Genomic DNA, 23,389 nt, shown 5'->3' on the forward strand with positions numbered 1-23,389 from the left:
CCGGCCGGTCGACGCGGCGTCCGCCCACCACTGCGCCCTCTGGGACGCCCTGCCCTTCCCCCCGGCCGCGGCGCCGGGGGACCGGGGGCGGGCGGGCTCAGAGGCGGACGTCCCAGGTGGCGGTGGAGGTCAGGGTGCGGGCGATCTCGGGGTCGCGGACCGTCGGGGTGTCGTCCCGGACGCTCACGGACAGCCGGTGGCCGCGCAGGTCGAGCAGCCACAGCTCGGCCACCCGGACCTCGGTCCGCCCGGCGAACCGCTTGAGCTCGCGGCCGTCGAGGTACCAGCGCACGTCCGGCTGCCGTCCGTCGGGGCCGTGCAGCCGGGGCACGGCCACCTTGGCGGTGTGCGGCAGCCGCAGGGTGCGGTCGGTCGGGGTGAGCGGGGTGACCAGGCGGGCGTGCCGGTGGAAGCCGGCGGTCATCGCCTCGACGCCGGGGAGGTTGAAGGGCTTGCCGAGGACCCGCATGAGGGAGTTGTCGGTGGGCCGGAACAGGCCGGTGAGGTAGTAGCCGCCGCCCTCGTACGCGCCGACGGTCCCGCCGTCGGGTGAGGTCTCGCCGAGCCAGCGGTACCACTTGGCGTGCCCGGCGGCCATCCGGGCGGCGTCCAGGGTGGAGGTGTTGGGGTCGGCGGGCTCGGGGCCGGTGTACTGCTCGTATCCGGGGAGGCCGGGGTAGAAGTACTCGTCGGCGAGCTTGCCGAGGGAGTGGCCGGTCTCGTGGATGGCGACCTGTCCGGACTTGGGGTGGCCGGCGGAGGCGGTGGCGATGCCCTCGTAGCCGAGGGTGGCGCTGGGCTCGTTGTAGCCGGCGCCGCCGTACTTGGCGCTGTTGGCGAGGACGAGGACCAGGTCCGCGGCGGGCGCCCTGGCGACGTAGGAGTCGGCCTTGGGCTGGTCCACGCAGAGCAGCCGCTCGATGGACTCGCACCAGAAGTACGAGCCGAGGGCGGTGTCGCGGACGGTGTCGGGGGCCGGGTCCCCGGAGACCCCGGACTGGGCGGAGACCGCGTCCACGGTCCAGACGTTGAAGAGGTCGCGGTAGGTGGTGTACGGCTCGACGGCGGTGACCTCGGCCCATTTGGCGCGGGCGTCCGCGTGGAAGCGGTCGAGTTCGGCGGCGGTGTATCCGTCGCCGACGACGACCACGTCCAGCCGGTCCGCGGTGGGCCCGTTGTCGATCATCTTGGTGACCCGGCCGTCGGCGGCGCGCGCGGCCCCGGAGAGGTTGGGTGCGGCCTTCGCCCGTCCGGCGGCGGGTACCAGGGCGTGGCCGGATCCGGCGTCGCCGCCGTGTTCCGGCCCGGGTATCTCCACGCGGACGCCGGGTTGGCGGGGCGGGTCGGCGGCCGCCGCGGGGGCGGTGGCGGCGGCCAGCAGCGCGGCGCCGGCGCAGGCCGCCGCGAGCACCGTGCGCAGGGCCGGCCGGACGGTTCGCCTCATGGGGTTCCTCCGTGGGGTAAAGGAGTCGGGCGGACGGTTAAGCGAGGGGTTAACCCTGCTGAACCGGCTGCTTAAACTAGGCGGCGCGCACGGCCGCGCGCAATGCCCGACTCCCGTTCAATACTGGGGAGTTGCGACATCAGGGTGACAACAGGGGACCGCAGGGAGAGCTTTCATGGACGAACCGGCCGAGATCGGCCGCAGGGTGCACCGGCTGCGCACGGAACGCGGGCTGACGCAGCGGCAGTTGGCGGAGCCGGCGTACACCCCGGCGTACGTGTCCACCCTGGAGTCGGGCAAGGTGCGCCCCTCGGAGACCGCGCTGCGCTTCCTGGCCGGGCGGCTCGGCACCTCGTACGAGGAACTCGCCACGGGACGTCCGCCCCACCTGGCCACCGAGCTGCGGCTCGCCCTGACCGACGCGCAGCGCACCCTGGCCACGGGCCCGGCGGAGGAGGCCGCGGCGCAGTTCCGGCGGCTGCTGGCCGAGGCCGGGCGGCTGGGGCTGGCCGACGAGCGGGCGGAGGCGCTGCTCGGGCTCGGCGACTGCGCGCTGGAGGCCGGGGAACTGACCGCCGCCGCAGGGCACTTCGAGGCGGCGGAGCGGCTGCTGGCGGACCAGCCGCTCCCCCGCCGGGCCCGCCCGATCCGGGGCCGTGCCGTCGCCCATCTGCTGGCGGGGGAGCTGCGGTACGCCTGCTACCTGCTGGAGTCGGCGATCGACGCCCTGAACGCGGGCGGGCTCGGAGATCCTGAGGCCCTGGTGCTGCTGTACTCGGCGGTGATCGGCCCGTACACCGACATGGGCGCGCACGCCCGCGCGGCCCACGCCGCCGAGCTGGCGCTGGCGCTGGCCCCGCAGGTCGGGGATCCGGCGCTGGTGGCGGGAATGCACCGGCAGGTCGCGCGGACCTTCCTGACGGAGGGCCGCGTCGCGGACGCCGACGCCTCGCTGGCGAAGGCGCAGGTGGTCTACCGGCAGCTGCGGCTGCGGACCGATCTGGCGCACTGCCACTGGATGCGCGGCTACGTCCAGGCGCAGCACGGGGACCTGGCGGCGGCGGAGCGGGAGCTGCGGACCGCCCGGGAGATGCTGACGGCGCGGCGGGCGGCGCTGTACACCGCGCAGGTGGAGGTGGAGCTGGCCGACGTGCTGCGCCGGCTGGGCCGCCACGAGGAGGCGGCGGAGCTGGTGTCGGGGCTGCTGGAGGAGGGGGCGGGCGGCCCGGGGGCGGTGCACGCGGGCGGCGCGCACCGGCTGCTGGGGCTGATCGCGCAGGAGCGCGGGGACGCGGAGGCCGCCGAGGAGCACTACGTACGGGCGCTGGCGCTGCTGGAGCGGAGCGGGGCGGGCGGCGACCTGGCGGACCTGTGCCGGCTGCTGGGCGATCTGCTGCGCCGGGCGGGGCGCACGGAGGCCGCGATGGACGCCTACCGCACCGGGCTCGGGCACCGCGCGGCGCCGGGCACGACCACCCTGGGCCCGGCTCCGGCGGCCCCGGCGCACATGGCACCGCTCCCGGCGCCGCCCGGCTGAGGGGGCGGCGCCGGGAGCGGCGCCGGCGGGTCAGTGGTTCTCGGTGGGCTGGAGGTCGCGCGGGATCAGCGCCCAGGTGGTCGCCGCGGCGGTGACGGCCAGGGCCGCCGCCATCAGGAAGGCGGGGGTGATGGCCAGGGTGTAGGCGTGCGTGGCGGCTTCCAGGAGGGCCTGGCCGACGGCGCCGCCGAGCCGTTCGGCGGTGTGCGCCGCCTCTCCGACGGAGTCCCGTACGGCGCTCGCGGCGGGGCCGTCGAGGCCGAGCGCCGGCAGGTTGCCCCGGTAGAGGGCGGCGGCGGTGCTGCCGAGGATGGCGACGCCCATGGCGGAGCCGAGTTCGTAGCAGGTCTCCTCGATGGCGGCCGCGCTGGAGACCTGGTCGGCCGGCGCGGCGGAGACCAGGGTGACGGAGGCCACCGTGGTGGCGATGCCGGCGCCCAGGCCCATGACGGTGAGCCCCGCCGCGAAGGCGGGGTAGCCGGGCTCGGTGAACTGCTGGACGGTCCAGGGCATCGCCATGCCTGCGGCGAGGACCACGAGCCCGGCGCCGAGCACGTGCCGGATGGGGAAGCGGTGCATCAGCGCCGGCGCCACCATCGAGGCGCAGATCAGGGCGAGCGGTGCGGGCAGCAGCCGCAGCCCGGCCTCCAGCGGGGTGTAGCCCTGGCCGTACTGGAACCACTGGGTGACGAGGAAGAGGACCGCGCCCATGCCGACCATCGGCAGGAAGATCGCGGTGGCCGCGACACTGAAGGCGGGCCTGGCGAACAGCCGTACCTGGAGCAGCGGGTTGTCCAGGCGCAGCTGGCGGCGCACGAACACGGTGAGCGCGACGGCGGCGACGGCGAGCAGGGCCCAGGGCAGCGGGTCGGCGACGCCGCTCTTGCCGAGCTGCTTGATGCCGCCCGCGAGGGCGAGCATGCCGGTGATCGACTGGGCGACGCCCCACCAGTCCCAGGCGCCGGTGCCCCGCGGGGCGCGCGATTCGGGCAGGTAGCGCAGGCCTGCCGCGACGATGACGGCGGCGACGGGGAGGTTGAGGAGGAAGGCGGAGTGCCAGCCGTGGTCCTGGACGAGGAGGCCGCCGACGACGGGCCCGAAGGCCATGCCGCCGCCGAACACGGCGGCCCAGACGGCAAGGGCGAAGGCGCGTTCCCTGGCATCGGTGAAGACGCTGCGCAGGATCGACAGGGTGGCGGGCATGATGGCCGCGCCGCCGACGCCGAGGAGGGCGCGGGCGGCGATGACGTGCCAGGCATCGGTGGAGAAGACGGCGATCAGCGAGGCGGCGGAGAAGATGCCGAAACCGGCCATGAGCAGCCGCTTGCGGCCCCAGCGGTCGCCGAGGGCGCCGGCGGTGACCAGCAGCCCGGACAGCGCGAGGGCGTAGACGTCGATGATCCACAGCTGCTGCACGGCGCCGGGCTGGAGGTCGGCGACGAGCGAGGGGAAGGCCACGTTGAGGATCGTGGTGTCCATCGAGATGAGCAGGAGGCTGCCGGAGAGGATCGCGAGGACGATCCAGCGGCGAGGGTCCCGCGTGGGGGTGTGCATGGGATTCCGTTCGAGGGGGCGCCTGGGCACCTTGATGAGTCTCCGTCGCCCCGAATGATACAAAGATGTCTCACTCGAAGCAATGAAGACTCAAACGCGGGTCCTCGTACGGGGGTCGCGGGGAGCTTCCCGCGCTCCGGGTTTCACCCGCCCGCCGCCGGGCACAAGCCGACTGCCGCCCCGCGCATTCGCGGGGCGGACCAGTTTCCGGGGACGTGCGTGCCGGGGGCGTGCGTGCCGGGGGCATTCGCACCGCGGGCGTGCGTGCCGGGGCGTGCCGGGGGCCTGCACGGCGCCGGCACCGGGGGCGCGTGTCAGTCCTCGCCCTGGGTGCGGGCGCGGGCGCCCGAGCGGGTGCGGGCCGCGGTCCGGGCGCGGTCCGGGTGGCGGCGGACGTACTCGTCCTCCAGCTCCTTGAGCCGCTGGGTGTGCGTGGCCAGCGCGTCGTCCGAGCCGTGCAGCAGCGTTTCGTGGCGCGTGCGGTGGATCGTCTCCAGCTCCTTGAGCAGCCGGCCGTCCTCCAGCTTCCGCGCCGCCGCTCCGGCGGCGTGCTCCGCCATGGCAACCACCTCCAGGTCCTACGGTAGACGCGTCGGCGGGGATAAGCCGTCCGGGCCGGGCTCCGGCCCCGGCTCGTCCCCCTGCTCGTCCCCCGGCCCGCCCGCCTCCGCGCGCAGGGCGCAGCGGACCGACCAGGCGACCGAGACCAGTGGCACGGCGACCACCGCGCCCACCACGCCGGCCGCGATGGCCCCCGCGATGACCGAGACGGCCACCACGAGCGGGTGCAGCCGCACCGCCCAGCTCATCACCAGCGGGTGCAGCAGGTGCCCCTCGATCTGGCCGATCACCACGATCAGCGCGATCACCGCGCCCGCGACGACCGGCCCCCGCGCCGCCAGCGCCACCACGGCGGCCACGGCGAGCGCGACGGGCGACCCCACCAGCGGGACGAAGGCCGCGAAGAACTCCAGCAGCGCGAGCGGGAGGGCCAGCGGCACCCCGAGGAAGTACAGCGCCACCCCGACGAGCACCGCGTTGGTCGCCGCGACCAGCACGATCCCGTGCGTGTACCCGGTGAACGTGCGCCAGGCCGCGCTCCCGGCGACGCCCACCCGCCCGCGCGACCGCTCGGGCAGCTGCGCGCAGAACCAGGACCACTGGCGGCTGCCGCCGTGCAGGAAGAAGACCGAGGAGAACACCGCGAGCGCCAGCACGGTGAGCACCTGCACCACGTGGCCCGCTCCGCTCAGGGCCGTGTAGAGCAGGGTCGAGCGGTGCGTCGAGAGGTACTCGCCGATCTTGGACTGGAGGCCGGTGAGCGCCCCGGGGTCCAGCCGGAAGGGCGGGCGCTCCAGCCACCTCTCGATGCTGGTGAGGCCCTCGCGGAACTCCCGCACCAGGGTGGCGCTCTCCCCCGCCACCACCTCGCCGACCAGCGCGAAGACACCCAGCAGCAGGACGGCGCTCCCGAGCAGGCTGACCGCGACGGCCGCGGAGCGGGGCAGGATCCGGGCCAGGCCCCGGGTGGCCGGGGACAGCAGCGCGGTGACGACGAGGCCGAGGAAGAGGGCCACCCCGATCTCGTGGAAGCGGCCGAGCAGCGAGAAGACGGCGTAGACGGCCACGCCGACGACCAGCAGCCGCCAGGCGTGGGCGGCTGCCGTACGCAGGAGCGGCGACACCGGCGGCACGACCCATGGGTGCCACCGGGCGCGGCGGCTGCCACGCGCCGGGGCCCGTTTTGACCCGTCCGGGGCGAAAATGCGTTGCCCGCGCGTCCGGCGGCGGCGCAGGATGGTCCGCCGTGAGCACATCCCGTCTGTCTTCCGTACTGCCCGACCTGGCCCCCTGGCGGTCCAGCCGTGACTTCCGGCTGCTGTTCTTCCAGGGGACGGTCACCTTCTTCGGCTCGTTCATGGCGATGATCGCCCTGCCGCTCCAGATCAAGCACCTGACGGACTCCCCGCTGGCGGTCGGGGCCATGGGCGCGGTGGAGCTGGTCCCGCTGGTGGTGTGCGGCCTGTACGGCGGGGCGCTGGCCGACGCGGTGGACCGGCGGCGGCTGATCCTGCTGACCGAGGCCGGGCTGGGGCTGCTCGCGCTGCTGCTCCTGGTGAACTCCCTGCTGTCCCGTCCGCTGCTGTGGCCGCTGTACGTGGTGGCCGCCGGGGTGTCGGCCCTGACGGGGCTCCAGCGTCCGGCGATGGACTCGCTGATGGCGCGGATCGTGCCGCACGACCAGCTGAGCGCCGCCGCCGCGCTCAACGCGCTGCGCTACCAGTTCGGGGCGATCGCCGGTCCGGCGCTGGCCGGCGTGGTCGTCGCGTACGCGGGCTACGCGTCGGCGTACGCGGTGACGGTCGCCGGCTTCGCGGTGTCGGTGGCGCTCTGCGCGCGGCTCACCCCGGCGCCGCCGGTCCGGGGCGGGGAGCGGCCCTCGCTGCGGGGCATCGCCGAGGGCGCCCGGTACGCGTGGAGCCGTCCGGTGCTGCTCGGGACGTACGCCGTCGACCTGGCGGCGATGTTCTTCGCGTTCCCGAACGCCATCTTCCCCTTCCTCGCCGACGAGCTGGACGCCGTGTGGGCCCTGGGCCTGATGTACGGGGCGGGCGCGGTGGGTTCACTGGTGCTCGGGATGACGAGCGGCTGGGTGTCGGGGGTGCGCCGGCACGGGTTGCTGGTGGTCTTCGGGGCCGCCGCGTGGGGGCTCGCGATCGCGGCGGCGGGCTGGTTCTCGAACATCTGGCTGGTGCTGCTGTGCCTGGCGGCGGCCGGCGCCGGCGACATGCTGAGCGCGCTGGGCCGCTCCACGATCTGGAACCAGACGATCCCGGAAGAGCTGCGGGGACGGCTCGCGGGGATCGAGGTGCTCTCGTACAGCGTCGGCCCGCAGCTCGGCCAGGTACGGGCGGGCACCATGGCGGGATGGACGGGGACCCGGCCGGCCTTCTGGAGCGGCGGACTGGCGTGCGTGGCGTCGGTGGCCCTGCTGGCCGCGCTGCTGCCGAAGCTGATCTCGTACGACGCGGACACCGACGAGGACGCGCTGCGCCGCCGGGCCGCCCGCGAGGCGGGGGCCGAGCCGCGGCCTGACCCGGCGGGCGCGGCGGCCTGACCCGGCGGGCGCGGCGGCCTGACCCTGCCGGGGCCCGTCGGGCCCGTCCTGCGAACGGCGGTGTCCGTGGTGCGCGCGGCGGCCTGACCCGGGAGGGTGACGGCATGGGCGACTGGTGGTACCGCAACATCCTGGAGCCGGGGAAACTGCCCTTGCTCCTGGCGCTGTCGGCGTTCGTCGTCACCTTCGTGGTGACCCGGGTCATCACCCGGATGATCCGGGCCGGGAGGGGCCCCTTCCGCAATGTGACGCCGGGCGGTCTCCACGTCCACCACTGTGTCCCCGGGGTGATCCTGATGACCGTAGGCGGCTTCACCGCCATCGCCGGCGGCCGGACGGGGTGGGGCTCCTGGGTGGCGGCCGTGCTGTTCGGGATGGGCACCGGCCTGGTCCTGGACGAGTTCGCGCTGATCCTGCACCTGAGCGACGTCTACTGGACGGAGGAGGGCACCCTCAGCGTCGAGGTGGTGGTGATGACCTCGGCCCTGGCGGGGCTCCTGCTGTGCGGGTTCCTGCCGCTGGGCGTGGACGGCCTGAGCGAGGACCAGCAGCAGAACCGTCTGTTCCTCATGTCCAGCGTGCTGTTCAACCTGCTCCTGGCCGGGGTGGCCCTGGTCAAGGGGAAGCCCCGGCTGGCGGTGTTCGGGATGATCGTGCCGCTGATCGCCCTCTTCGCGGCGGTCCGGCTGGCCCGGCCGGCGTCGCCGTGGGCGCGCCGGTTCTACGGGCACCGGCCCAGGAGCCGGGCCCGGACCCTCAAGCGGGCGTACCGGCACGACCGGCGCTGGGGCGGACTGGAGCGCCGCATCGGCCACCTCATCGGCGGCGCGCCCAGCCGGTAGCCGCGCGCGCCGCCGAGGGGGGCGCGCGTCAGGCCGTGGCGGGGGCCCCGTCGAGCTCCCACGCGTGGCGCTTGAACTCCCGCTGGAAGTCGGCGTGGTCCTCCCACTGGCGGGCGATCCCGCGCAGCACGTCCCAGTGGTGCTCCACCGACTGGTCGATGACCTTGCGCAGCAGCGGCTCGGCCGTCTCCCGCGTCGCGATGAGGCCCTTGACCGCGGAGGCCTCCAGCACGCTGTTGCGCAGCGCGCGCAGGGCCCGGGAGGTGTCGTCCATCGCGAAGCCGCGCTCACTTCCGGTCTCCGCGTCGAACAGCGGGGTCAGCCGCGCCTCGATGAACGCGGTGATCCGTTCGAAGTGCTGCACGTCCATCAGGGTTCTCCCGTTCCCGCCGGGTCGGCGCGCGGCGCGACCGGCTCATCGATGCTGCTCACAGGTGTGTGCAGGTGCAGGATACGAGGTCGCCGCGCTGCTCAGCGCGTGAGCGGCCCGGGCGGGGTGACGGCCAGGACGGGCGGGGCGGGGGAGGTCCAGCGGTGGCCGCAGGGTTCGAAGACCAGGTCGACGGGTTCGCCCGGGCGTTGGCGCCAGGAGATCCGCCGCGGCGCGTCCGCGCACTGGGGACAGGGCGGCAGCGGGGAGGCCGGGGCGGGCGGCGGGCCCGGTTCGGTCCGGCACTCGGGCGCCGCGACGAGTACCGGCGGCGCGGTGTGCGGATCACGCATGGGGGCTCCCTGGTCCGGCGGCTGTGCTCCTGGCACTGTGCCATGCGGGAAGCCTCCCGCGCACCGGCGGATCATCCAGTGTTCTGGCTGGTCAGACGTGCGACGGCCAGGGGGATTCCGGGTTTCTGCGGGCACTTGGTGATCAACCGCTCCTCCGTTCGGCCTCGACCAGCCCCGTCTCGTACGCGGCGATCACCGCCTGGGCCCGGTCCCGTACGCCGAGCTTCCCGAAGACGGCGGTGAGGTGGTTCTTGACGGTGGAGACGCTGATGTCCAGTTCCGCGGCCATCGCGGCGTTGTCCAGGCCGCGGGCGAGCAGCCGCCCGATCTCCAGCTCGCGCGGGGTGAGTCCGCCGGACGCCGCCGGGGCGGGGCGGGGCTCGCGCGGGGCGGTCCGTACGTAGGTGGAGATCAGCCGGGTCAGCAGCCTCGGCGCGACGGCGGCCTCGCCGGCGTGGACGGTGCGGACGGCCGCGATCAGCTCCTCCGGGGAGACGTCCTTGGGCAGGAAGCCGTAGGCGCCGGCGCGCAGGGCCGCGACCACGTACTCGTCCATGTCGAAGGTGCTCAGCGCGAGCACCCGGGACGCGGGCCTGACTTCGGCCAGCCGCTCGGTGGCGGCCACTCCGTCGAGGACCGGCATCCGGATGTCCATGACCACCACGTCGGGGCGCAGCTCCGGGGCGAGGGCGACGGCCTCGGCGCCGTCGGCGGCCTCGCCGACGACTTCGACGTCCGGGTGGGGTGCCAGGATCAGGGCCAGGCCGCGCCGTACCAGCGGCTGGTCGTCGGCGATCAGCACGCGGATCATCGGCGGAGTTCCCCTCGTCGCGGGTGGGGCTGGTGGTGTGTGTCGGGGGCCGCCGGTACGGGGAGGCGGACCGCGACCCGGAAGCCGCCCTCCTCGCGGGGCGCGGCCTCCAGGGTGCCGCCGTGCAGGGCGACGCGTTCGCGCATGCCGATCAGGCCGTACCCGCCGCCGCGGTGCGGGCGCCGGGCGGGGCCGTCGGCGGGGCCCTCGTCACAGACCTCCACGGCGACCTCGTCCGGACGGTACGTCAGCCGTACCCGGGCCCGGGCGTTCCCGGCGTGCTTGCGGGCGTTGGTCAGGGCCTCCTGCACGACCCGGAACACGGTCAGGCCGATGGTGGGCGGCAGCGGGCGGGCCGGGCCGCTGACGGTGAACTCGGTGTCCATCCCGGCGAGCCGGGACTCGGTGATGATCCGCTCCAGGTCCCCGGCCCCGGGCTGCGGGGCCGGCACGGCGGTCTCCGGTTCCTCCCCGGCCCGCAGGACGTCGAGGAGCTGCCGCATCTCGCCGAGGGCCAGCCGGCCGGAGTCCTCCAGGGTCACCAGGGCCTCGCGGGCGGCGTCGGGGTCGTGGGCGAGGTTGGCCCGGGCGCCGCCGGCCATGAGCTGCATGGTGGTGATGTGGTGGGCGACGATGTCGTGCAGCTCCCGGGCGATGCGCCGGCGTTCGTCGGCCACCGCCCGTTCGGCGAGCAGCGCCCGCCTGGCCTCGGTCTCCGCCTGCCAGCGCCGGGCGACGAGGCCCGTGGTGACGACGAGCAGGGTCGCGGCGCTGTTGGCGAGGAGGCCGTAGCCGGGGTCGAAGGGCAGGCCGCCCTGTCCGAGGCTGGCCAACGGTGCCGTGGCGAGCGCGGCGAGGGCCACCGCGACGGGTCCGCGGGCCACGGCGACCGAGTACAGGGCGACGGCCGGGGTGAGTCCGAAGTGGGGGGAGAGCGAGGCGGCCAGGTTGGCCATCGCGCCGAGGAGCAGTACGGCCGTGAGCGTCACCACGGGATGGCGGCGCCTGGCGAGCAGGGCCAGTGCGGAGGCCGTCACGAGGAACGCGGCGGTGACCTCCAGCGGAGCGCCCTCGAACTGGGCGTCGAAGGCGAAGCCCGTGAGGTCCACGGCCGCCGCGCCGACCGCCACCAGCGCGTCGTTCCGCGTCCACGTCAGCCTGTCGGCGCGCGTGCCCATCGTTTCGGCCCCTCCTCCACGGACCGCCGGCGGGCCGCCCTCACGACTCCATTCTCCCATCGGGCCGGGGCACGGACACCGGCGCCGGGGACCGGCCTCGACCAGGACCGCAGTCCTGGTTCCCGCCGGTTCCCGGACCGTGGTCCCGATGGCGTTCTCCTCCTCCACCAGGACGTTTTCCCGCCCGCCCGCTGATGGTCTGGGTACGGGCCGGGCAGTTCGCCCCGCCGCCCCACGGATGACAGACCGGAGGAGAACAGTGATCCGCGCCCTGACGGGATGCTCGACGAGGAACGCGTGGAAGGTGATCGCCCTCTGGGCGGTGCTCGGCATCGGGCTGACCATCCTCGGCCAGGTCTTCGTGTTCCGCGCCACCCAGCCCGGCAACGACGGCTTCCTGCCCGGCTCCTACGATTCGGCGGCCGCGCTGCGGATGTCCGAGGAGAGCTTCGGGGCCCGGCCCGACTCCGAACCGCTGACGGTCCTGGTGGCCCGCCCGGACGGTGCGGCGCTCGCCGCGTCCGACGAGGGGCGGATCGAGGAGGTGTCGCGGAGGCTGGCCGGGCAGCGGATCGTGATGCCCCGGACGGAGGAGGACCCGCCCTTCACCGAGGACCACTCCCAGGTGCCGCGCGTCGGCGCGGGGATGACGGCCCCGGACCGGTCCTTCCGGCTGCTGTCGGTCGAGTTGAAGGGCAATCCGGAGGACCCCGGGGTGCAGAGCACCTACAAGGAGTTCCGCGAGCAGGCCCGGGCCGCGTTCCGGGAGGCGGGGCTGCGGACGGGGTTCACGGGTGGTCTGGCGGCCACGGTGGACACCGCGGACGCCGAGAAGACCAGGTCCACGGTGGTCGGCGCCGTGGTGATGGGACTGATCGTGCTGCTCCACGTCCTGGTCTTCCGCAGTGCGTTCGCCGCGCTGCTGCCCCTCGTCTCGGTGGCGGTCATCGGCGGCGCGGCCATGGGTGCGGTGGTGATGGCGTCGATGGCCAGCGGCATCCGGCTGGCGCCCTCCACCCCCGGGCTGATCAACGTGGTGCTCATGGGCATCGGGATCGACTACTTCCTCTTCCTGCTGTTCCGCTTCCGCGAGCAGCTGCGCCGCCACCCTGGGCAGAGCGGACGCGAGGCGGCCGCGGAGGTCGCGGGCCGGGTGGGCACGGCCGTCACCTCTGCGGCGCTGACGATCGTCGCGGCGTTCGCCACTCTGGGGATCGCCTCGTTCGGCCAGTTCCGGGTGCTGGGTCCGGCGATCGCGGGGTCGGTGCTGGTGATGCTGCTGGGCAGCCTGACGCTGATGCCGGCGCTGCTGGCCGTGACCGGGCGGAGGATGTTCTGGCCCTCGCGCGCCCTGGAGCGCGAACCCCGTGAGGGCGCGGCGGGCCGGCTCGGCCGGCTGACGGCCCGGCGTCCGGTGGCGCTGGTGCTCGGCTCGCTGCTCCTGCTCGGTGCCCTGACGGCGGGTCTGGCGGGGATCCGGATGGACTACGGGCAGTCCGGCGCGGGCGGCGAGCGGACCGCCTCCGTGGAGACCGCCGAGGAGATCGCCCGCGCCCTGCCCGCCGGGGTGTCGGACCCGACGAGCGTGCTGGTCGCCGCGGAGGGCGGCGCCAAGCTGGACCCGGCGGGGGTGGCGGGGCTGGCCGGGGCGCTCGCCCGGGTGCCGGGGGTGGGCCGGGTCGCGCCGACGGTGCTGAGCGAGGACGGGAAGGCCGCCCGGATCGACCTGATGCTGAGCGTCGAGCCGGGTGGTCAGGAGGCCCGCGACCTGGTCTCCGGGCCGGTCCGGGAGACGGTGCGGGCGAACACGCCGGCCGGGACCGAGGCCCATGTCGGCGGCACGGCCTCGGTGTTCGCGGACATCGCGGTGGCCGTCGACAAGGACCTGAAGGTGATCTTCCCGGTGGCGGCGGTGCTGATCGCCGTGATCCTTCTGGTGCTGCTGCGGAGCGTGCTGGCGCCGGTGGTGCTGATGCTCGCGGTCGGGCTCGGCTTCGCGGCCACGCTGGGGGCGTCGGCGCTGGTGTTCCAGCACGGGCTGGGGCGGCCGGGCGTGGACTTCACCCTCCCGCTGGTGCTGTTCCTGTTCGTGGTCGCCCTGGGCACCGACTACAACATCCTGATCAGCGACCGGCTCCGGGAGGAGATGGAGCGGCCCGGTCCGGCCCGTGCTGCGGTGGCCCGCGCCGTACGGCACACCGCGCCGGCGATCGCGACGGCCGGGCTGGTGCTCGCCGCGTCCTTCGGCAGCCTGGCCGTGAGCCCGCACGCCGGGACCCAGCAGACGGGCTTCGCCACGGCGGCCGGGATCCTGCTGTCCGCCTTCGTCCTGTCGGCCGTCCTGGTGCCGGCGCTGGCCGCGCTGCTCGGCCGTTCCCTGTGGTGGCCGCTGCGCCCGCGCGTACGGGACGGGGAGCGGCTGCCGGCCCGGCCGGAGACGGAACGGGTGCCGGTCGGCTGAGCCGCGCCGTCGTGACGCCGGGGCGCCCGGGGCCGTGGTGGTCCCGGGCGCCCCGGCGTGCTCGCCGGCCGGGGCCGGCGGGGCGGGTCACTTGAGGTCGGCCACTTCCGGGTGGTCGGCCAGCCAGGCGCGCACCGCCTGCTGTTCCCTGCCCTTGCCCGCCTCCTGGATCCTCGCCTCCAGGCCGGTGAGCTGGGCCTCGGTCAGCCTGAACGAGCGCAGCCAGGCGGCGATCTCGGGTTCGTCGTCGGCGAAGCCCTTGCGGGCCAGGGTGTGGATGCCGTCGCCCTCGCCCCAGACGCCCTTCGGGTCGGCCAGCTTGGTCAGCTCGTAGGAGGAGTACGCCCAGTGCGGGGACCAGAGCACGGTCACCACGGGTTCCTCCTTCTCGTAGGCCCGCTTGAGTTCGGCGAGCATGCCCGGGGTGGAACCGTCGACGACCTGGTACTCGCCTTCGAGGCCGTACTCCTTGAGGACCTTGTCCTTCAGTACGGACATGGCGCCCGCGCTCGGCTCGATGCCGATGACGCGGCCCTTGAAACGCGCCCCCTTGCCCTTGAGGTCCTCCAGCGAGCGGACGTCCTTCACGTACGAGGGGACCGCGAGCTCGATGGAGGTGGGCCCGTACCAGGAGCCGAGGTCGTCCAGCTCGTTGCCGTACTTCTGCCAGTACCGGGCCTGGGTGACGGGCAGCCAGGCGTCGGTCTGGAAGTCGACCTGGCCGCCGGCGAGGCCGGTGAACAGCGCGCCCAGCTCCAGCTGCCGGGCGTCCACCCGGAAGCCCCGGCGTTCGAGGAGCTCCTTCCAGAGGAAGGTGGAGGCGATGCCCTCGTCCCAGGGGATGTAGCCGATGCTGACCTTGCGGCCCTTGCCGGTGTTCTCGGCCCCGGTCGCGGCCGTCGGCGATCCGGAACCGCCGAAGGTGCTCAGCCCGCCCGCGACGAGGGCGAGGACGACGGCCGCGGTGACGGCGTACGCGGGCTGCGGGCGGTGGTTCCACAGCCGGGCGGCACCGGTCGCGGCGGAGCGGGCCAGGGCCTGCGCCCGGCGGCCGACCGGGGAGACCTGGCGGCCCAGCGCCCCGGTCATCCGGTCCAGGTACATGGCGAGGACGACGATGGACAGGCCGGCCTCGAAGCCGAGCCCGATGTCGACGCTGCCGATGGCCCGGTAGACGGCGCCGCCGAGTCCTCCGCCGCCGACCATGCCGGCGATGACGACCATGGACAGGCCCAGCATGATCACCTGGTTGACGCCCGCCATGATCGTGGGCAGCGCCAGCGGCAGCTGGACGCGCACGAGGGTGTCGCGCGGGGCGGTGCCGAAGGCCTCGGCGGCCTCGACCAGTTCGGCGTCGACCTGGCGGATGCCGAGTTCGGTCATCCGTACGCCCGGCGGCAGCGAGAAGACGATGGTGGCGATGATCCCGGGGACCACGCCGACGCCGAAGAAGATGATGCCGGGAATGAGGTAGACCATGGCCGGCATGGTCTGCATGAAGTCGAGCACGGGCCGCAGGGCGGCGCTGACCCGGTCGGAGCGCGCGGCCCAGATGCCCAGCGGGAGCGCGAACGCCAGCGTGACGAGGGTGGCGACGAGGACCAGGGACAGGGTGGCCATGGCCTCGTCCCACAGGGCCACGGAGTCCACGAGGGCGAAGGCCGCGAAGGAGAGCAGGCCCGCGAGCAGGCCGCGCAGCCACCAGGCGGCGAGCGCGAGGAGGCCGGCGAACAGCAGGGGTGCCGGGGCGGACAGTGCGGCGTCGACGGCGTCGTAGAGGCCGCCGACGAGGGCGCTGACCGTGTCGAAGAGCCAGGACAGGTGGCGCTGGAGGAAGTCGACGGCGCTGTCGGCCCAGGCGCCGAGGTGCAGGCGGGGCATCAGGCGGCCACCTCCGCGCAGGCCATCGGGGGCCGTTGCTCGTCGCCGATGAAGGCGACGAGCCGGTCCTTGGGCACGGAGCCGACGACGGAGCCGTCCGCACCGGTGACGGCGACCGGGTGGGGGACGCGGGCGCTGACGGAGCAGAGGTCGGCGAGCGGGGTGTCGGCGCTGACGGTGGGGCAGGCACAGGCGTCCGTGCCCTCGACGGGCTCGTCCATGACGGCGTCCGCGGTCAGGACGCGGCTGCGGTCCACGTCCTGGACGAAGGAGGCGACGTACTGGTCGGCGGGCCGGGTGAGGATGTCCTCGGCGGTGCCCTGCTGGACGATCCGGCCGTCGCGCATGACGGCGACCCGGTCGCCGAGCCGCATGGCCTCGTTGAGGTCGTGGGTGATGAAGACGATGGTCTTCTTCAGGGTGCGCTGGAGTTCGAGGAGCTGGTCCTGCATGTCGCGGCGGATCAGCGGGTCCAGGGCGCTGAAGGACTCGTCCATCAGGAGCAGGTCGGCGTCGGTGGCCAGGGCGCGGGCGAGGCCGACGCGCTGCTGCATGCCGCCGGAGAGCTCGTCGGGCCAGGACTTCTCCCAGCCGCCGAGCCCGCACAGGGCCAGCGCCTCGGCGCCGCGCCGTTCGCGCTCGGCCCGGGGGACGCCCTGGACCTCCAGTCCGTAGGCGGCGTTGGCCAGGACGTCGCGGTGCGGGAAGAGCGCGAAGTGCTGGAACACCATGGAGATCCGGGTGGAGCGTACGCGGCGCAGCTCGCGCGGGGTCAGCGCGGTGAGGTCCTCGCCGTCGAAGAGGACGCGTCCGGAGGTGGGTTCGAGCAGGCCGTTGAGCATCCGCAGCAGGGTGGACTTGCCTGAGCCCGAGAGGCCCATGACGACGAAGATCTGGCCGGGTTCGACGCGGAACGAGGCGTCGATCACCGCCGCCGTGGTGCCGTCGGCCCGCAGCTCGTCGCGGTCGGCGCCGCGTTCGAGCGCGCGGACCGCGGCCTCCTGCCGGTCGGGGCGTCTGGCGAACACCTTGTAGACGTGCTCGGCCTGGAGCGTGGACACATACACCTCGCGGGACGTACCGGGTCCGGCCCGCCGCCGGGGCGCGGGCCGGGGAGCGGGGCGGGATCGGCCCGCGCGGCCCGCGCCCCGGCCACCGGCCGGAGCGCGTGGTTCCGCTCCGGCGGCGCGCCTGCCCGGGCTTCACCGGGGCAAACGGTGAAGTGATCCACCTCACGCCCCGGGGGGGGGAGGCTGGAGGTCCGGCCCGGGGAGGCGTCAGCCGCGGTGGCGCCCGGACTCCGGCCCGGGGGCGGGCGCGGGGTCGGCCAGCATGGAGGCGCGCAGGCGGCCGAGGAGCCGGCTCAGAAGCCGGGAGACCTGCATCTGGGAGATGCCGAGCACGGCGCCCATCTGGGCCTGGGTGAGCTCTTCGCCGAAGCGCATCCGGATCAGGTCGCGCTCGCGGTCACTGAGCCGTTCCAGCAGCGGGGCGAGGGTCTGGATGTCCTCGACGAGCTCCAGCGCCGGTTCCTCCTCGCCCAGGACCTCGGCGAGCGTGTGGCCTTCGACGGGGCCGTCGCCGTGCTCGGCGTGCGGGGCGTCCAGGGAGCCGCTGGTGTGCCCGTTGGCCGCGACGAGGCCCTCCACGACCTGCTCCTCGGTGAGGTCCAGGTACGCGGCGAGGTCGTGGACGGTGGGCGAGCGGTCGAGCCGGATCGTCAGCTCTTCCTTCGCCTTGGCGATGTCGATGCGCAGCTCCTGGAGCCGGCGGGGGACGTGGACGGCCCAGGCGGTGTCGCGGAAGTGCCTCTTTATCTCGCCCGTGATGTACGGCATGGCGAGGGTGGCGAACTCGTTCTCCAGGGACGGGTCGAACCGGTCGATGGCCTTGATCAGGCCGATGGTGCCGACCTGGACGAGGTCGTCGACGTCCCCGGCCGCCCCCTCGGCGCGGCCGCGGAAGCGGCGGACCGCGTACTGGACGAGTGAGGCGTTCATCTCGATCAGGGTGTTGCGGACGTACTGGCGCTCGGCGGTGCCCTCGGGCAGTTCGCGGAGCCGCGCGAAGAAGACCTTCGACAGCGCCCGCGCGTCCGCCGGGGCCACTTCCCTGGGCTCGTCGATCCGGGGCAGACCCGCCTCGCGGGCCGCGGCCCGGCCGCTGACGCGGGGGCCGGGCAGCCGCACCGGAGGGTGGGCGGCGGCGGGATCGGCGGTACGGGAGGAGTGGGCAGGGACCGGCATGGGGTTCGCTCCTTGGGCTGGTCGGCTTGCGGCGCGGGACCTTGACTGTCCTCGACTCTGGACCGATTCCGCTCACACGTCAAGAAATGCCGGAAACCCTTTTCGTGTCTTGTTTCACGTGAAACCTGTGCCGCATCATGTCGGCATGGGGAGCATGACACGCCGACAGAACTGGACATTTCTCACAAATCACGCACGCGTCCTAGTGACCATCGCCCGGGACCCGGCGGCGCGGCTGAGGGATGTCGCCCTGATCTGCGCGCTCACCGAGCGCACGGTCCAGGCGATCGTGACCGACCTCGAATCCGACGGGTACCTGCGGCGCGTGCGGGACGGGCGGCGCAACCGCTACGAGATCTCGGCGGGCGCCATGTTCCGGCACCCCGCCGAGGCCGGGGTGGAGGTGGCCGGCCTGCTCGCCCTGCTCACCGGCGCACCCGCCGCCGAGGGGCCCGGAGGGACCGTCGGCGCGGAGGGCATCGCGGCCGGCCACGAGGCCCCGGCCGCCACGCCCGCCCCGGCCACCCCCGCGTAGCCCGGCCACCCCCGCGTAGCCCGCACCGCGCGGGCCGCCGCGTGCGCGCCGCGCGCGCTGTGTACGCCGTGCGCCGCGCGCCGTGTGCGCTAGGTGACGCGGAAGCCGATCGCCTCGGGCTCGCGGTGGAAGGTGAGCCGGTCCCAGCCGGTGAACGCCTGGTCCGTGACGGCGAGCAGCCGCCCGGAGCCGTCGTGCACGGTGCGGCGTACGGACAGCCCGCAGGCGGGGGCGGCCGCCGGGTGGCTGGTCCGGGTCATGGTGATGGTCTCCGAGGTCCGGCCGCGCGCGGCGGCCCGCTCCAGCCAGCGGTGCAGCGGCCGCAGGTCCTCTCCCCGGGAACCGTCCGGCCGGTCGAGGTAGGCCGCCAGTTCCGGGGTACGGGCGACCGCGCGCGGGCAGAGGTAGGTCACGGTGTGCCGGAGGGTCCGCCCGCCCGGGCCGTACACGTGGCTGTGGTGGACCAGGGTGCGTTCCCCGCCGCCCATCCCGAACAGCGCGGCCAGCGAGGGCGGCACGGTGACCAGGGCGAGCCGGGTCCGGGTGAGGTGGGTGCCGGACTGCCGGGGCGGGGCGGTCCGGGCCCCGGCGCGGGGGGTGGCGTACCCGCCCGCGGGCTCCTCCCGGCGCGGCGCGGGGGTGGCCAGGGCGCGGGTGCCGCGGCGGCCGGTGACGACCAGTCCGTCGGCGCGCAGCTCCTGGAGGGCGGCCCGGACGGTCTGCCGGTTGACCTCGTAGCGGGCGGCCAGGGTGCGTTCGGAGGGCAGTCTGCCGCCGGCGGTCCGGGCGGCGCGGTCGAGTTCGTCCCGCAGCTGTGCGGCGATCCGCTGGTACTTGGGCATGGCGGCCGGGCCGCCGCCCCGCGAAGGGGAGGGCATGACTTCTCCTCTGACGGGTGGTCAAGGACTGCGCGGTCTGCCCGACCAACCTAGCATTGGTCTATACCTTTCGGTACGGGGGTTGCCGCGGCCCCGGCCGTACTTGGCCGAATCCCACGCCCGTGCCGCGCCCGCTCAGTCCCCCCGCAGCGGGTTGGGCAGCGGCAGGTAGCGCGCGTCGGCGCCGTCGGCGCGGGTCCAGCGCAGCAGCAGGTTCGTCTTGGCCGGAAGCGCGGGGGCGTCGAGGAGCTCCGCGATCTCCGGCAGGCCGTACTCCGCGTCGTAGCGCAGGAGTTCCCCGCGGACGGCCGGCCACACCCCGGCGGCCGCCCCGGGGTGCCGTTCGGCCAGGGCTCCGCCCACCTCCGCCAGGTGGTTGACGACCAGGCAGTACACGAGCCGCTGCCAGGCGCCCTCGCGCGGCATGTCCCCGGGGAGTTTCACGCCCTCCGCGTCGCGGAAGAGGGCCTGCACCGGCATGCCCCGGCCGTCGACGGCGACCAGGCAGTTCTGGAGGTGGGCCTCCAGGACGATCCCGTGCCGGGCGAACAGGTCGAGGACCGGAGGCACCACATGGCGCAGGTACGCCCGCCACCAGCCGGCCGGGTCGGGCGCGGTGTCGAGCGGGCTGCCGGGGAAACCCTCGGCGAGCGCGGCGGACAGCAGCGGCGTCGCACCCGCCGCCACCGCGCCGCGCAGCCCGTCGCGGACGAGGACGGCCAGTTCCTCGAAGGCGAAGGCGGCGGTGCGGTACCCGCGGTCGGCCAGCCAGACCGCGCCCGATCCCGTTCGGCGGCGCATCTCGGCGAAACCGGCCTCGACGGCGGAGTCGGTGCGGCGCAGCTTCAGCAGGTCGTGGCGCCACAGCCGGCGCACGTCGTTGGTGATCCGCACGTCGAGGCTGAACTTCGCGAACAGGTCCGCCTCCGCGCCCGGGGCGTAGACGGTCCGCACGGAGGCGGTCGGCCACACCGGCAGCCGGGTCGGCCCGAGCCGCAGCAGGCGCCCGTCGGCGAAGGCCTCGCGCAGTTCCCGGCGTCCGGCGGTCAGCTCCAGCTGCCAGGGGTGGGCGGGCAGCGCCCGGTATCCGGCGGGCGGGCGGGGGCCGTCGAGGATCGCCGTCAGCGCGTCGACCGCGTCGGCGGCGGCCGGGCCGCCCTCCTCGGCCGCCTGGTCCTCGCGCAGGCCGAGCACCACGAGGGGGAAGCGGGTGTGGGCCTCCGGGGCGTACGGCAGCCAGCTCGCGGCGGGCGCGCCGCCCCGGGCCTTGGGCGCGGGATGGTGCGGATGGCCCATCACCAGGGCCTGTTCGGAGAGGAGGTACGGGTCCCCGGGCGCCTCCGCGTCCGCCCGGGCCGCCAGCAGCGCGGCGACGGCCTCGCGGCTGTCGTCGATCTCCCCCGGCAGTTCGTCGTTGGAGACGCCGGTGTACCGGTGGAGTTCGTCCGAGGCGAGCTTGACCAGCTCCGCGTGGCCGAGCGGGTGCCAGCCGTCCGCCGTCCACAGCTCCGCGCCGGACGGGCGGCGCCCGCCTCGGACCCGCAGCAGCCGGCCGCTTCCGCGCAGCCGGTGGACCCGCCCGTCCTCGGCATCGGCCACCTCCCTGAGCAGACAGTTCAGGAGGGGTGCGGCGCTGTGGGCGTCGGCGGCGGTGTTGAGGTCCACTGGTTCCATTCGGTCCGTCTCCGGTGTGCCGGAGGTACGCGGGAGGGACCACCGGCCGTGATCTTCAGTATCCGCGATGATGACGTGATCATCTGTTGGTCGACTCGAAAGGAGCGGACCCCTGGACCGCAGCAGGCACGTTTCCGCGCCCGATCCCGGGCACTCCCCCGCCACCGCCGCCGAGGAGGCCGTCGCCGTCGCGCTGACCGGCGTACGGCCGGGGCTGGTCGCCGCCTACGAGGCCTCGCTGGGCGGTGCGCGCTCCGCCGTGCTGACCCGGCTGTGGCGGGCGCTGGCCTTCGAACCGCTGCCGTGGGTGGCGGGCCGGGAACACGGGCCGGACTCGCTCACGCTGCTGCTGGCCGGGGGCGGGCGGCTGGAGGGGCCGCGGTGCGACCCGTACGCGACGGGCGACCGGGTCACGGAGGTGCTGCTGGACGGGCGCCCGCACCGGCAGGCCGCCCGGCTGGCCGAGGCGCTGCGGGTGCCGCACGGCGCCGCCTTCGCCGCCGAACTCGACGACAGCACCGCCTCCCTGGCCCTGTCCCGGGCCGGGCAGCCGGACGGGGAGGCCGCGGAGCCGGAGGCCGGGTGGGAGTGGGAGCAGCGGGTGGTGGACGGGCATCCGTACCATCCCAACTGCCGCTCCCGGCCCGGTTTCACGGTGGCCGAGCAGCTGGCGTACGCGCCGGAGCACCGGCCGCTGGTGGAGCTCGGGCTGGTCCCCGTACGGGCGGCGCAGTGCCTGGTGGCCGGCGAGTGGCCCGGGCACCTGCGCGACGGCGACCGGATCCTGGTGCCGGTGCACCCGTGGCAGGCCGAACACGTCCTGAAGGGCGAGGAGGTCCTGCCCGGGATCGCCGCGCACCCGCTGATGGCGCTGCGCACGCTGGCCCCCGCGGCGGGCGGCCCGCACGTGAAGACGGCGCTGAGCACCCGTCTGACCTCCTCCGTCCGGGACATCTCCGCGTACTCGGTGGAGACGGCGGCCGTGGTCTCCGCGTTCGCCCACGCGCTGACCGAGCGGCTCGACGGGCGGCTCCACGTCACCCGGACCCTGGGCGCTGCCACGGCGTACAGCCCGGACCTGGCGGCGGTGCTCCGCGAGCCCCCGGAGGCGTACGCGCGGTCCGGTGAGCGGGTCGTCCCGGTGGCGGCCCTCGCGGGTACCGAGCTCGCCCGGTCGGCCGCCTGGCGTGCGGAGTTCGCCCGGCTGGCGCTGTCGGTGTGCCTGCGGGTACTGGAGCTCGGGGTGGCGCTGGAGGCCCACGGGCAGAACCTGCTGGTGGTGCTGGCGCCCGACGGGAGCCCGCGGCGGCTGGTCTACCGGGACCTGGCCGACATCCGGATCAGCCCGGCCCGCCTGGCCCGGCACGGCCTGCCGGTGCCGCCGCTGTCGGGGCGGCTGGTCACGGACGACGAGACGGTGCTGCGGCGCAAGCTGTTCGGCTCCCTGGCGGCCGGGGCGCTGGCCTCGACGGCGGGTTCGGCGGGGGCGTTCGCCGAGTGCCTCGCGGCCGGGCTGGACGGCACGGCCCCGACCGCCGACGCGCGGGCGCTGCGCGCCGGTCCGCTGCCGGTGAAGGCCCTCACGCTGATGCGGCTGAGTCCCGGAGTGCCGGGCGACCAGTGGGCGGAGCTGCCCTCGCCGTCGGCCGGGGCCTGAGCGGGGGCCGGCCGGAGCGCGGGTCGGCGGGGGTGAGCGGGGCGGCCGGGCGGGCTACTGTTCAGGGGCATGACACAGACCTCGCGCCTGAGCGCCGTCCGGGCGTCCTACGACGCCGTGGCGCTCGACCACGCCCGGCTGCTGAGCGGTGACCTGGAGGGCCGGCCCCTGGACCGGGCCATGCTGAACGCCTTCGCCGAGTGCGTGCGCGGCGGGGCGGTCGCCGACCTGGGCTGCGGTACCGGCCGGGTGACGGCGTACCTGAACGGCCTCGGCGTACGGGCCTTCGGCGTCGACCTCTCCCCCGCGATGGTGGCCGTGGCCCGGCGCGGCCATCCCGGACTCCGGTTCGAGGTGGGCAGCATGGCGGGGCTGGACGTGGCCGACGGGGTGCTGGGCGGGGTGCTGGCCTGGCGTTCCACCGTGCACACCCCGCCGGAGGAACTGCCCGACGTCTTCGCGGAGTTCGCCCGGGTGCTGGCCCCCGGCGGCCACGCGCTGGTGGCGTTCGACGCCGGGGAGGGCCGGTACCGGCCGGAGCAGGCCCACGTGCATCCGGCCGGTCTCGACGTGTACCGGACCCCGCCGGAGCTGATGGCCTCGCTGCTGGCGGGGGCGGGACTGGCGGAGGCCGCCCGGATGGTGCGGGAGGCGGGCGCGCGGGAGCCGGGCCCGCAGGGGTTCCTGCTGGCCCGCAAGGAGCCGGCCGGCTGAGTCTCCCGCCCGCGGTCGCGGCGCACCGGGGGGGGGGGGGGGGGGGGGGGGGGGGGGAGGGAGGGGAGAGGGGAGGGGGGGGGGGGGGGGGGGGGGGGGGGGGGGGGGGGCCCCCCCCGGCCGGACGGTGGCCGGG

At 75.1% G+C, this 23,389-nt stretch carries 20 protein-coding genes; 7 read left to right on the plus strand and 13 right to left on the minus strand.

Annotated elements, in window-relative coordinates:
- Positions 1-97 precede the first annotated feature (97 nt).
- Positions 98-1,444, minus strand: a complete 1,347-nt coding sequence (locus AC069X_RS06295) for a M64 family metallopeptidase (protein ID WP_478725661.1) — start codon at positions 1,442-1,444, stop codon at positions 98-100.
- Between the two features lie 175 nt (positions 1,445-1,619).
- Between AC069X_RS06295 and AC069X_RS06300 the strand changes: the two genes are divergently transcribed.
- A complete protein-coding gene (locus AC069X_RS06300; RefSeq protein ID WP_478725663.1) occupies positions 1,620-2,981 on the plus strand; it encodes a helix-turn-helix domain-containing protein in 1,362 nt (453 codons plus the stop codon).
- A gap of 30 nt (positions 2,982-3,011) precedes the next feature.
- Here the strand turns inward: AC069X_RS06300 and AC069X_RS06305 are convergent, their stop codons facing one another.
- From AC069X_RS06305 to AC069X_RS06315, 3 genes are all read right to left on the minus strand, one after another.
- The gene (locus AC069X_RS06305) at positions 3,012-4,535 is read right to left on the minus strand and encodes an MFS transporter (protein WP_478725664.1); all 1,524 of its coding nucleotides are present in this window, start codon (positions 4,533-4,535) and stop codon (positions 3,012-3,014) included.
- 314 nt (positions 4,536-4,849) lie between these two features.
- On the minus strand, positions 4,850-5,095 hold the full coding sequence (locus tag AC069X_RS06310) for a DUF6158 family protein (protein WP_478725666.1): 246 nt from the start codon (positions 5,093-5,095) through the stop codon (positions 4,850-4,852).
- Positions 5,096-5,113: 18 nt separating this feature from the next.
- A complete protein-coding gene (locus AC069X_RS06315; protein WP_478725667.1) occupies positions 5,114-6,229 on the minus strand; it encodes an AI-2E family transporter in 1,116 nt (371 codons plus the stop codon).
- 113 nt (positions 6,230-6,342) lie between these two features.
- Here AC069X_RS06315 and AC069X_RS06320 point away from each other — a divergent pair, with 113 nt between their 5' ends.
- Together AC069X_RS06320 and AC069X_RS06325 are read left to right on the plus strand one after the other, a co-directional pair.
- On the plus strand, positions 6,343-7,653 hold the full coding sequence (locus tag AC069X_RS06320) for an MFS transporter (RefSeq protein WP_478725669.1): 1,311 nt from the start codon (positions 6,343-6,345) through the stop codon (positions 7,651-7,653).
- 104 nt (positions 7,654-7,757) lie between these two features.
- Entirely contained in the window at positions 7,758-8,495 is a 738-nt protein-coding gene (locus AC069X_RS06325; RefSeq protein WP_478725671.1) for a hypothetical protein, read from the plus strand.
- Positions 8,496-8,523: 28 nt separating this feature from the next.
- Here the strand turns inward: AC069X_RS06325 and AC069X_RS06330 are convergent, their stop codons facing one another.
- The 4 genes from AC069X_RS06330 to AC069X_RS06345 form a co-directional block, all read right to left on the minus strand.
- Positions 8,524-8,865 carry a hypothetical protein gene (locus AC069X_RS06330; RefSeq protein WP_478725673.1) on the minus strand — a complete coding sequence of 114 codons (342 nt, stop codon included), beginning with the start codon at positions 8,863-8,865 and terminating at the stop codon, positions 8,524-8,526.
- A 101-nt stretch (positions 8,866-8,966) separates the two neighbouring features.
- The gene (locus AC069X_RS06335; protein ID WP_478725675.1) at positions 8,967-9,218 is read right to left on the minus strand and encodes a hypothetical protein; all 252 of its coding nucleotides are present in this window, start codon (positions 9,216-9,218) and stop codon (positions 8,967-8,969) included.
- 142 nt (positions 9,219-9,360) lie between these two features.
- Positions 9,361-10,029: a response regulator gene (locus AC069X_RS06340; RefSeq protein ID WP_478725677.1), complete on the minus strand. Its 669-nt coding sequence runs from the start codon at positions 10,027-10,029 to the stop codon at positions 9,361-9,363.
- The gene (locus tag AC069X_RS06345; RefSeq protein WP_478725679.1) at positions 10,026-11,207 is read right to left on the minus strand and encodes a sensor histidine kinase; all 1,182 of its coding nucleotides are present in this window, start codon (positions 11,205-11,207) and stop codon (positions 10,026-10,028) included. Before AC069X_RS06345 ends, AC069X_RS06340 begins: the two co-directional genes overlap by 4 nt.
- A gap of 304 nt (positions 11,208-11,511) precedes the next feature.
- Here AC069X_RS06345 and AC069X_RS06350 point away from each other — a divergent pair, with 304 nt between their 5' ends.
- Positions 11,512-13,668, plus strand: coding sequence for an MMPL family transporter (locus AC069X_RS06350; RefSeq protein ID WP_478725681.1), 2,157 nt, complete (start codon positions 11,512-11,514; stop codon positions 13,666-13,668).
- Between the two features lie 87 nt (positions 13,669-13,755).
- Here AC069X_RS06350 and AC069X_RS06355 read toward each other — a convergent pair whose 3' ends face one another.
- The 3 genes from AC069X_RS06355 to AC069X_RS06365 form a co-directional block, all read right to left on the minus strand.
- On the minus strand, positions 13,756-15,549 hold the full coding sequence (locus AC069X_RS06355; RefSeq protein WP_478725683.1) for an ABC transporter permease/substrate binding protein: 1,794 nt from the start codon (positions 15,547-15,549) through the stop codon (positions 13,756-13,758).
- Positions 15,549-16,610: a quaternary amine ABC transporter ATP-binding protein gene (locus AC069X_RS06360; protein WP_478725685.1), complete on the minus strand. Its 1,062-nt coding sequence runs from the start codon at positions 16,608-16,610 to the stop codon at positions 15,549-15,551. The genes AC069X_RS06355 and AC069X_RS06360 overlap by 1 nt, the downstream gene beginning before the upstream one ends.
- A 216-nt stretch (positions 16,611-16,826) precedes the next feature.
- Complete coding sequence (locus AC069X_RS06365) at positions 16,827-17,795, minus strand: SigB/SigF/SigG family RNA polymerase sigma factor (RefSeq protein ID WP_478725687.1); 969 nt, start codon at positions 17,793-17,795, stop codon at positions 16,827-16,829.
- Between the two features lie 205 nt (positions 17,796-18,000).
- On the opposite strand from AC069X_RS06365, the gene AC069X_RS06370 reads away from it, so the two are divergent.
- Positions 18,001-18,330, plus strand: coding sequence for an AsnC family transcriptional regulator (locus AC069X_RS06370; protein ID WP_478725689.1), 330 nt, complete (start codon positions 18,001-18,003; stop codon positions 18,328-18,330).
- A gap of 89 nt (positions 18,331-18,419) precedes the next feature.
- Here AC069X_RS06370 and AC069X_RS06375 read toward each other — a convergent pair whose 3' ends face one another.
- Complete coding sequence (locus AC069X_RS06375) at positions 18,420-19,208, minus strand: GntR family transcriptional regulator (RefSeq protein ID WP_478725691.1); 789 nt, start codon at positions 19,206-19,208, stop codon at positions 18,420-18,422.
- Positions 19,209-19,343: 135 nt separating this feature from the next.
- Entirely contained in the window at positions 19,344-20,882 is a 1,539-nt protein-coding gene (locus tag AC069X_RS06380; protein WP_478725693.1) for an IucA/IucC family protein, read from the minus strand.
- 112 nt (positions 20,883-20,994) lie between these two features.
- On the opposite strand from AC069X_RS06380, the gene AC069X_RS06385 reads away from it, so the two are divergent.
- Both AC069X_RS06385 and AC069X_RS06390 read left to right on the plus strand, forming a co-directional pair.
- Entirely contained in the window at positions 20,995-22,539 is a 1,545-nt protein-coding gene (locus tag AC069X_RS06385; RefSeq protein ID WP_478725788.1) for an IucA/IucC family protein, read from the plus strand.
- A gap of 69 nt (positions 22,540-22,608) precedes the next feature.
- Positions 22,609-23,253 (plus strand): class I SAM-dependent methyltransferase, encoded by a 645-nt coding sequence (locus tag AC069X_RS06390; protein ID WP_478725695.1) that lies wholly within the window; start codon positions 22,609-22,611, stop codon positions 23,251-23,253.
- The last annotated feature ends 136 nt before the right edge of the window (positions 23,254-23,389 follow it).

This window comes from Streptomyces sp. NPDC043896 (assembly GCF_056435605.1).

Coding starts and splice junctions, on each gene's coding strand:
- AC069X_RS06295 (WP_478725661.1), bottom strand. CDS start 1,444: ATGAGGCGAACCGTCCGGCCGGCCCTGCGCACGGTGCTCGCGGCGGCC.
- AC069X_RS06300 (WP_478725663.1), top strand. CDS start 1,620: ATGGACGAACCGGCCGAGATCGGCCGCAGGGTGCACCGGCTGCGCACG.
- AC069X_RS06305 (WP_478725664.1), bottom strand. CDS start 4,535: ATGCACACCCCCACGCGGGACCCTCGCCGCTGGATCGTCCTCGCGATC.
- AC069X_RS06310 (WP_478725666.1), bottom strand. CDS start 5,095: ATGGCGGAGCACGCCGCCGGAGCGGCGGCGCGGAAGCTGGAGGACGGC.
- AC069X_RS06325 (WP_478725671.1), top strand. CDS start 7,758: ATGGGCGACTGGTGGTACCGCAACATCCTGGAGCCGGGGAAACTGCCC.
- AC069X_RS06330 (WP_478725673.1), bottom strand. CDS start 8,865: ATGGACGTGCAGCACTTCGAACGGATCACCGCGTTCATCGAGGCGCGG.
- AC069X_RS06335 (WP_478725675.1), bottom strand. CDS start 9,218: ATGCGTGATCCGCACACCGCGCCGCCGGTACTCGTCGCGGCGCCCGAG.
- AC069X_RS06340 (WP_478725677.1), bottom strand. CDS start 10,029: ATGATCCGCGTGCTGATCGCCGACGACCAGCCGCTGGTACGGCGCGGC.
- AC069X_RS06345 (WP_478725679.1), bottom strand. CDS start 11,207: ATGGGCACGCGCGCCGACAGGCTGACGTGGACGCGGAACGACGCGCTG.
- AC069X_RS06355 (WP_478725683.1), bottom strand. CDS start 15,549: ATGCCCCGCCTGCACCTCGGCGCCTGGGCCGACAGCGCCGTCGACTTC.
- AC069X_RS06365 (WP_478725687.1), bottom strand. CDS start 17,795: ATGCCGGTCCCTGCCCACTCCTCCCGTACCGCCGATCCCGCCGCCGCC.
- AC069X_RS06375 (WP_478725691.1), bottom strand. CDS start 19,208: ATGCCCTCCCCTTCGCGGGGCGGCGGCCCGGCCGCCATGCCCAAGTAC.
- AC069X_RS06380 (WP_478725693.1), bottom strand. CDS start 20,882: ATGGAACCAGTGGACCTCAACACCGCCGCCGACGCCCACAGCGCCGCA.
- AC069X_RS06390 (WP_478725695.1), top strand. CDS start 22,609: ATGACACAGACCTCGCGCCTGAGCGCCGTCCGGGCGTCCTACGACGCC.